The sequence below is a fragment of the Macromonas nakdongensis genome (assembly GCF_002837145.1).
Classification (GTDB): Bacteria; Pseudomonadota; Gammaproteobacteria; order Burkholderiales; family Burkholderiaceae_C; genus Macromonas_B; species Macromonas_B nakdongensis.
The window spans coordinates 1-5,719 of sequence record NZ_NWMV01000076.1 but is presented as its reverse complement, the minus strand read 5'-3'; the positions used below and the strand labels follow the sequence as shown (position 1 = coordinate 5,719).

Below are 5,719 nucleotides of genomic sequence, written 5' to 3'. Positions count from 1 at the left end.
TGTGCATTATGTTAAATAATACTTGCGTTTGCAAAGCAAGTCGCCGATGCATCGCCGACGCAAGCCTACCCAGCCCGGCATGGGCCTAGAATAGAGATCACCCATACCTCAGAGAGAGACTTCCTGCTCCAGCCACATTCCGGCCAACGCACCGCCCTCATGGGCTTTTGCGCGCCCGTGACCCGCACGGCAATCTGGCGGGCGACGTAGCCTCCAATGCCCATCCCTGAAGCAGCCCCCTCCACAGCCTCGACCACGCCCCATTGGGTGGTGCGGATGAACCACCGCAACCGCACGGCCTCCTGGGCCATGGGCTGCGGCGTGGTGGGCCTGCACCTACACAGCCTGAACCCGCCGACCTGGGCCTGGTGGGCGTTGGTCGGCCAGTTCCTCGTGTACCCGCACCTTGTGTACCTCTGGGCCAAAAGGGCCCGGCATCCCCTCCAGGCCGAGATTATCAACATGCGGCTGGATGCCTTCTGCTTTGGCATGTGGGCCGCCAGCCTGGGCTTCCCGCTCTGGATCACCTTCCTCTTTGGGATCGGCACCTGCATCAACCTGGCCGCCTTCGAAGGCCGTCAGGGGCTGCTGGAAGCCACTGGTGCGCTGCTCCTGGGCGTGCTGGTGGCTTTGCCCTGGACTGGCCTGCGCTTTGCCCCAGACAGCAGTCTGCCGGTGGCCCTGCTGTCCATCGTCACCCTCTCCACTTACCTGATTTTGTACAGCCTGGGGGCACACACCCGCACCCTCAAATTGCACCAGGCGCGACAACGGCTCAAAGAGAACGAAGTGGCTTTGCAAAATCAGTTGGCCGAGATCCGCTTGCTCCAGACCCAACTGCGGGAAGAAGTCGACCGCGACCCGCTCACCGGCCTCTACAACCGGCGCTACCTGGCCGCCACCATCGACCGGGAACTGGCGCGTTGCCTGCGCGACGGCACCCCACTGTGCGTGATGATGCTCGACATCGACCACTTCAAGCGCATCAACGACCGACATGGTCATCCCTTGGGCGACCGCGTGCTGGTGGCTGTGGCTGAAACCCTGAGCACGACCCTGCGCGCCGGCGACATCGCCTGCCGCTACGGCGGCGAAGAATTTTTGCTGCTCTTACCCAACGTGTCGCCAGACACCGCCCGCGAACGGGCCGAGGAACTGCGCAGCCGAGTGGCCCAGTTGCGCCTGTCGTGCGACGGTGAAGCCATAGAGGTGCGGATTTCGATCGGGCTGGCCTGCACCAGCGACCGGGCCGTCCACGCCACGACCCTGGTGCAACAGGCCGACCAGGCGCTGTACCAGGCTAAAGCCCTGGGGCGGGACCGTGTGGAAACCGGCGCATGAAGTCGGCCCAGCCCGTTGCCCCCCTGCCGCCGACCCTCGCCGCCGCGCCCTACCGCATCGTGGCGGCGACCGGATTGGACCCTGGTGACAGGGCCTACCAGCAAGACCAATTGGCCTTGATGCCCCATCCCCGACACCCAGCCTGCGTGCTCGGTGTCGTGGCCGATGGCATGGGCGGCCGCAGCGGCGGCCGCAAAGCTTCGGACCAGGTCATGCTCACGGCGCAGCAACTTTTCGAGCGCTTCGATCCGCTCACCGACGACCCCCAGGATCTCCTGCACCGGCTGGCCCTCGAAGCCCACACAGTCATCCGCCTGACGGCCGTGGCCGCCGAAGAAGAACCGCACAGCACCCTGGCCGCGTTCCTGCTGATGCCTGGCGGGCGCTGCCATTGGGCGCACTCCGGGGATTCGCGTCTCTACCACTTCCGCGGGGAACGCCTCGAAGTCCGCAGCCGCGACCATTCCTATGTGCAAAGCTTGGTGGACCGTGGCGAACTGACCGAGGCCCAGGCCCAGGTCGATCCGCGCAGCAACATGCTGCTGCACTGTCTGGGCACCGAAAGCGCCCCCGTGGTGAGCGAAACCATCCTGCAGGCCCTGCGCCCAGGCGACAGCCTGTTGGCGTGCAGCGATGGCCTGTGGCACTACTTCAGCGACCTCGAACTGGGGCGGGTGGTGCAACAGCTGCCGCCGCGCACCGCCTGCGAACTGCTGGTGCAAAAGGCCCGCGAACGCGCCTATGGCGGGGGCGACAACATCTCCCTCATCGTCCTCAAGCTGCTACCCTTGACGGCGTGAAACCGACCGCCACCGGGCAGCGGTTCAGGTCAAGGCGGTGTCGACCTCGCGCCGGGCTTCGGACAGGTATTCCTGCGACTGCATTTCGTTAAGCCGCGACACCGTGCGCGGAAACTCGTGCGACAACGGCCCTTCGGTGTACAGCGCCTCGGCTGGTACCTCGGCCGACAGCACCAGCTTCACGCGCCGGTCGTACAGCACATCCACCAGCCAGGTGAAACGCCGGGCCTGCGAGGCCATGTTGACCGGCATGTGGGGCACGTTGCTCAGCAGCACCGTGTGGAACTGGGCGGCAATTTCCAGGTAGTCGTTCTGTGACCGCGGCCCGCCGCACAAGGTGCGGAAATCGAACCAGACCACGCCACCGGCCTTGCGCACCGCCCGGATCTCGCGCGACTCGATGTGCAGAAGCGGCTCCTCGTCGTGGCTTTCGGCCAGGCGCTCGAACGCCTGCTCAATCTCCGCGTCCGCCTGCGGCCCCAGTGGGCAGTGGTAGAGCTTGACCTGCTCCAGCACGCGGCGGCGGTAGTCCGTGCCGTTGTCCACATTGATCACGTCCATCGTGCGGTTCAGCAGCGCGATGGCCGGCAGGATGCGGTCGCGGTGCAGACCATCGGGATAGAGACCGTCGGGCACGAAGTTGCTGGTGGTGACCATGCCGATGCCGTACTTCTGCATAGACTCCAGCACGCGGTAGAGAATCATCGCGTCGGTCACATCGGCCACATGGAATTCATCGAAGCAGATCAGGCGATAGCGCCGGGCCATGCGCTTGCCCAGTTCATCGAGCGGGTTGGCAATGCCTTGCAATTCCACCAGTTCACGGTGCACCTCGCGCATGAACTCGTGAAAATGCAAACGGGTCTTGCGGCGCAAAGGCACGGCGTTGTAAAAGCAGTCCATCAGGAAGCTTTTGCCCCGCCCTACCCCGCCATACATGTACACCCCTTGCGGGATGGGCGGGCGGTTGATGAACTTCTTCAAGGCGTTCGAGCGCCGCTGTTTGAAGTGCGACCATTCGGCCGCACAGCGTTCCAGTGCGGCCACCGCCCGCAACTGAGCGGGGTCGCTCTGATAGCCTCGAACCTTCAATTCGGCCTCATAGGCCGCACGCACCGGCCCGAACCCGGTCGCACCGGTTCCCGTGCTGGAATCCGTCGGGGCCATGGTCTGGGGGACGTGCGCCATGGGGCTCAGAAGTTCAGCGTGCGCTTGTCCACCGCCAGCGCGGCTTCCTTGGTCGCTTCGCTCAGGCTGGGGTGCGCGTGGCAAATGCGGGCAATGTCCTCAGCCGAAGCCTTGAACTCCATCGCCACCACGGCTTCCGAGATCAGCTCGGACGCCATCGGGCCCACGATGTGCACGCCCAGGATCTCGTCCGTCTGGGCGTCGGCCAGGAACTTGACCATGCCGGTGGTGTCGCCCAGCGCCCGCGCGCGGCCGTTGGCCAGGAACGGGAAGGTGCCGGCCTTGTACGCCACGCCGTCGGCCTTGAGTTGCTGCTCGGTGCGGCCGACCCAGGCGATTTCCGGGCTGGTGTAGATGACCCAGGGGATGGTGTTGAAGTTGACGTGGCCGTGCTGACCGGCGATGCGCTCGGCCACCGCCACGCCCTCTTCTTCCGCCTTGTGGGCCAGCATCGGGCCGCGCACCACGTCGCCCACCGCCCACACGCCGGGCAGGTTGGTCTTGCAGTCGGCGTCTACCACGATGGCGCCGCGCTCGTCCAGCGCCAGGCCCACGGCTTCGGCGTTCAGGCCCGTGGTGTTGGGCACCCGGCCGATGGAGACCACCAGCTTGTCGGCTTCCAGCGCCACGGCCTCGCCCTTGGCGCTGGTGTAGTTCACGGTCACGGACTTCTTGCCGACCTTGACCTCGCCCACCTGCACGCCCAGCTCGATCTTCAGGCCCTGCTTGTCAAAGGCCTTCTTGGCTTCCTTGGCGATCTGCTCGTCCACCGCGCCCAGGAAGGTCGGCAGGCCTTCGAGCACCGTCACGTCGGCACCCAGGCGGCGCCAGACCGAACCCATTTCCAGGCCGATCACGCCAGAACCGATCAGCACCAGCTTCTTGGGCACCGCGCCGATGCGCAACGCGCCGTCGTTGGACAGCACCTTGTCTTCGTCAAACGGCACGCCCGGCAGTTGGCGCGCGTTTGAGCCGGTGGCCACCACCACTTGCTTGCCCACCAGGGTTTCGGGCTTGTCGCCGGCCACGGCCACTTCGTAGCCGCCGTCCACCGCCTTGACGAAGGAACCGCGACCGTGGAAGAAGGCGACCTTGTTCTTCTTGAACAGGTAGAGAATGCCGTCGTTGTTCTGCTTCACGACGGTGTCCTTGCGGCCCACCATCTTGGCCACGTCCATCGTCACTTTGCCGGTGCTGATGCCATGTTCTTCAAAGTGTTTGTTGGCGTGCTCAAAATGCTCGCTCGACTGCAGCAGCGCCTTGGACGGGATGCAACCCACGTTGGTGCAGGTGCCCCCCGGAGCCGGGCCGCCGGCGGCGTTTTTCCATTCGTCGATGCAGGCGACCTTGAAACCCAGTTGGGCGGCGCGGATCGCGGCGATGTAACCACCGGGGCCGGCACCGATCACGACGACATCAAATGCTTGAGACATGTTGTTTTCCTGTGAGGTTGGACAAACGCCCCCGAAGGGGCGTTGTGTTCAATGGGCCGAGGCTCAGATGTTGAACAGCAGGCGTGCCGGGTCTTCCAGCGCTTCCTTCATGGCCACCAAGCCCAGCACGGCTTCGCGACCGTCGATGATGCGGTGGTCGTAGGACATGGCGAAGTAGTTCATCGGGCGCACCACCACCTGGCCGTTTTCCACCACGGCGCGGTCCTTGGTGGCGTGCACGCCCAGGATGGCCGATTGCGGCGGGTTGATGATGGGCGTGGACAGCATGGAGCCGAAGGTGCCGCCGTTGGAGATGGAGAAGGTGCCGCCGGTCATCTCTTCGATGCCCAACTTGCCGTCACGGGCCTTCTGGCCGAATTCGGCGATCTTCTTCTCGATGTCGGCAAAACTCATCTGGTCGGCGTTGCGCAGGATGGGCACCACCAGACCACGGGGCGAACCCACGGCGATACCGATGTCGAAGTAGCCGTGGTAAACGATGTCGTTGCCATCGACCGAGGCGTTGAGCACCGGGAACTTCTTCAGCGCGTGCACGGCGGCCTTGACGAAGAAGCTCATGAAGCCCAGCTTGACGCCGTGTTCCTTCTCGAAACGCTCTTGCATGCGCTTGCGCATGTCCATGACCGGGGCCATGTTGATTTCGTTGAAGGTGGTCAGGATGGCGTTGGTGGACTGCGATTGCAGCAGGCGTTCGGCCACGCGGGCGCGCAGTCGGCTCATCGGCACGCGCTGCTCGGGGCGGTTGCCCAGGTCCACGGTGGGAGCAGCCACCTGCGGCAGCACCTTGGTCGGGGCGCCGGTGGGGATGGCGGCCGGGGCCGCAGCCTTGGGTGCGGCCGCAGCGGCCAGCACGTCGCCTTTGGTCACGCGGCCGTCTTTGCCGGTACCGGCCACGGAGCCAGCAGCCATGCCGGCGTCGGCCATCAGCTTGGCGGC

5 protein-coding genes are annotated in these 5,719 nt (G+C 65.2%); 2 read left to right on the top strand and 3 right to left on the bottom strand.

Annotated features, from left to right (window positions below):
• Positions 1–276 precede the first annotated feature (276 nt).
• Together CON77_RS10910 and CON77_RS10905 are read left to right on the top strand one after the other, a co-directional pair.
• Positions 277–1,341, top strand: coding sequence for a sensor domain-containing diguanylate cyclase (locus CON77_RS10910; RefSeq protein ID WP_232788499.1), 1,065 nt, complete (start codon positions 277–279; stop codon positions 1,339–1,341).
• Entirely contained in the window at positions 1,338–2,141 is an 804-nt protein-coding gene (locus CON77_RS10905; RefSeq protein WP_101049171.1) for a PP2C family protein-serine/threonine phosphatase, read from the top strand. The genes CON77_RS10910 and CON77_RS10905 overlap by 4 nt, the downstream gene beginning before the upstream one ends.
• 24 nt (positions 2,142–2,165) lie before the next feature.
• On the opposite strand, the gene zapE is transcribed toward CON77_RS10905, so the two are convergent.
• The 3 genes from zapE to odhB all read right to left on the bottom strand — a co-directional run.
• A complete protein-coding gene (gene zapE / locus CON77_RS10900) occupies positions 2,166–3,308 on the bottom strand; it encodes a cell division protein ZapE (protein ID WP_101049173.1) in 1,143 nt (380 codons plus the stop codon).
• 26 nt (positions 3,309–3,334) lie between these two features.
• Positions 3,335–4,762, bottom strand: coding sequence for a dihydrolipoyl dehydrogenase (gene lpdA / locus CON77_RS10895; RefSeq protein WP_101049170.1), 1,428 nt, complete (start codon positions 4,760–4,762; stop codon positions 3,335–3,337).
• A gap of 63 nt (positions 4,763–4,825) precedes the next feature.
• On the bottom strand, positions 4,826–5,719 hold an 894-nt coding region (gene odhB, locus CON77_RS10890), incomplete at its 5' end, for a 2-oxoglutarate dehydrogenase complex dihydrolipoyllysine-residue succinyltransferase (protein ID WP_101049169.1).

Bases quoted from the DNA above. Each gene is read 5' to 3' on its own strand.
- zapE (WP_101049173.1), bottom strand. From the start codon at position 3,308: ATGGCCCCGACGGATTCCAGCACGGGAACCGGTGCGACCGGGTTCGGG.
- lpdA (WP_101049170.1), bottom strand. From the start codon at position 4,762: ATGTCTCAAGCATTTGATGTCGTCGTGATCGGTGCCGGCCCCGGTGGT.
- CON77_RS10905 (WP_101049171.1), top strand. From the start codon at position 1,338: ATGAAGTCGGCCCAGCCCGTTGCCCCCCTGCCGCCGACCCTCGCCGCC.
- CON77_RS10910 (WP_232788499.1), top strand. From the start codon at position 277: ATGAACCACCGCAACCGCACGGCCTCCTGGGCCATGGGCTGCGGCGTG.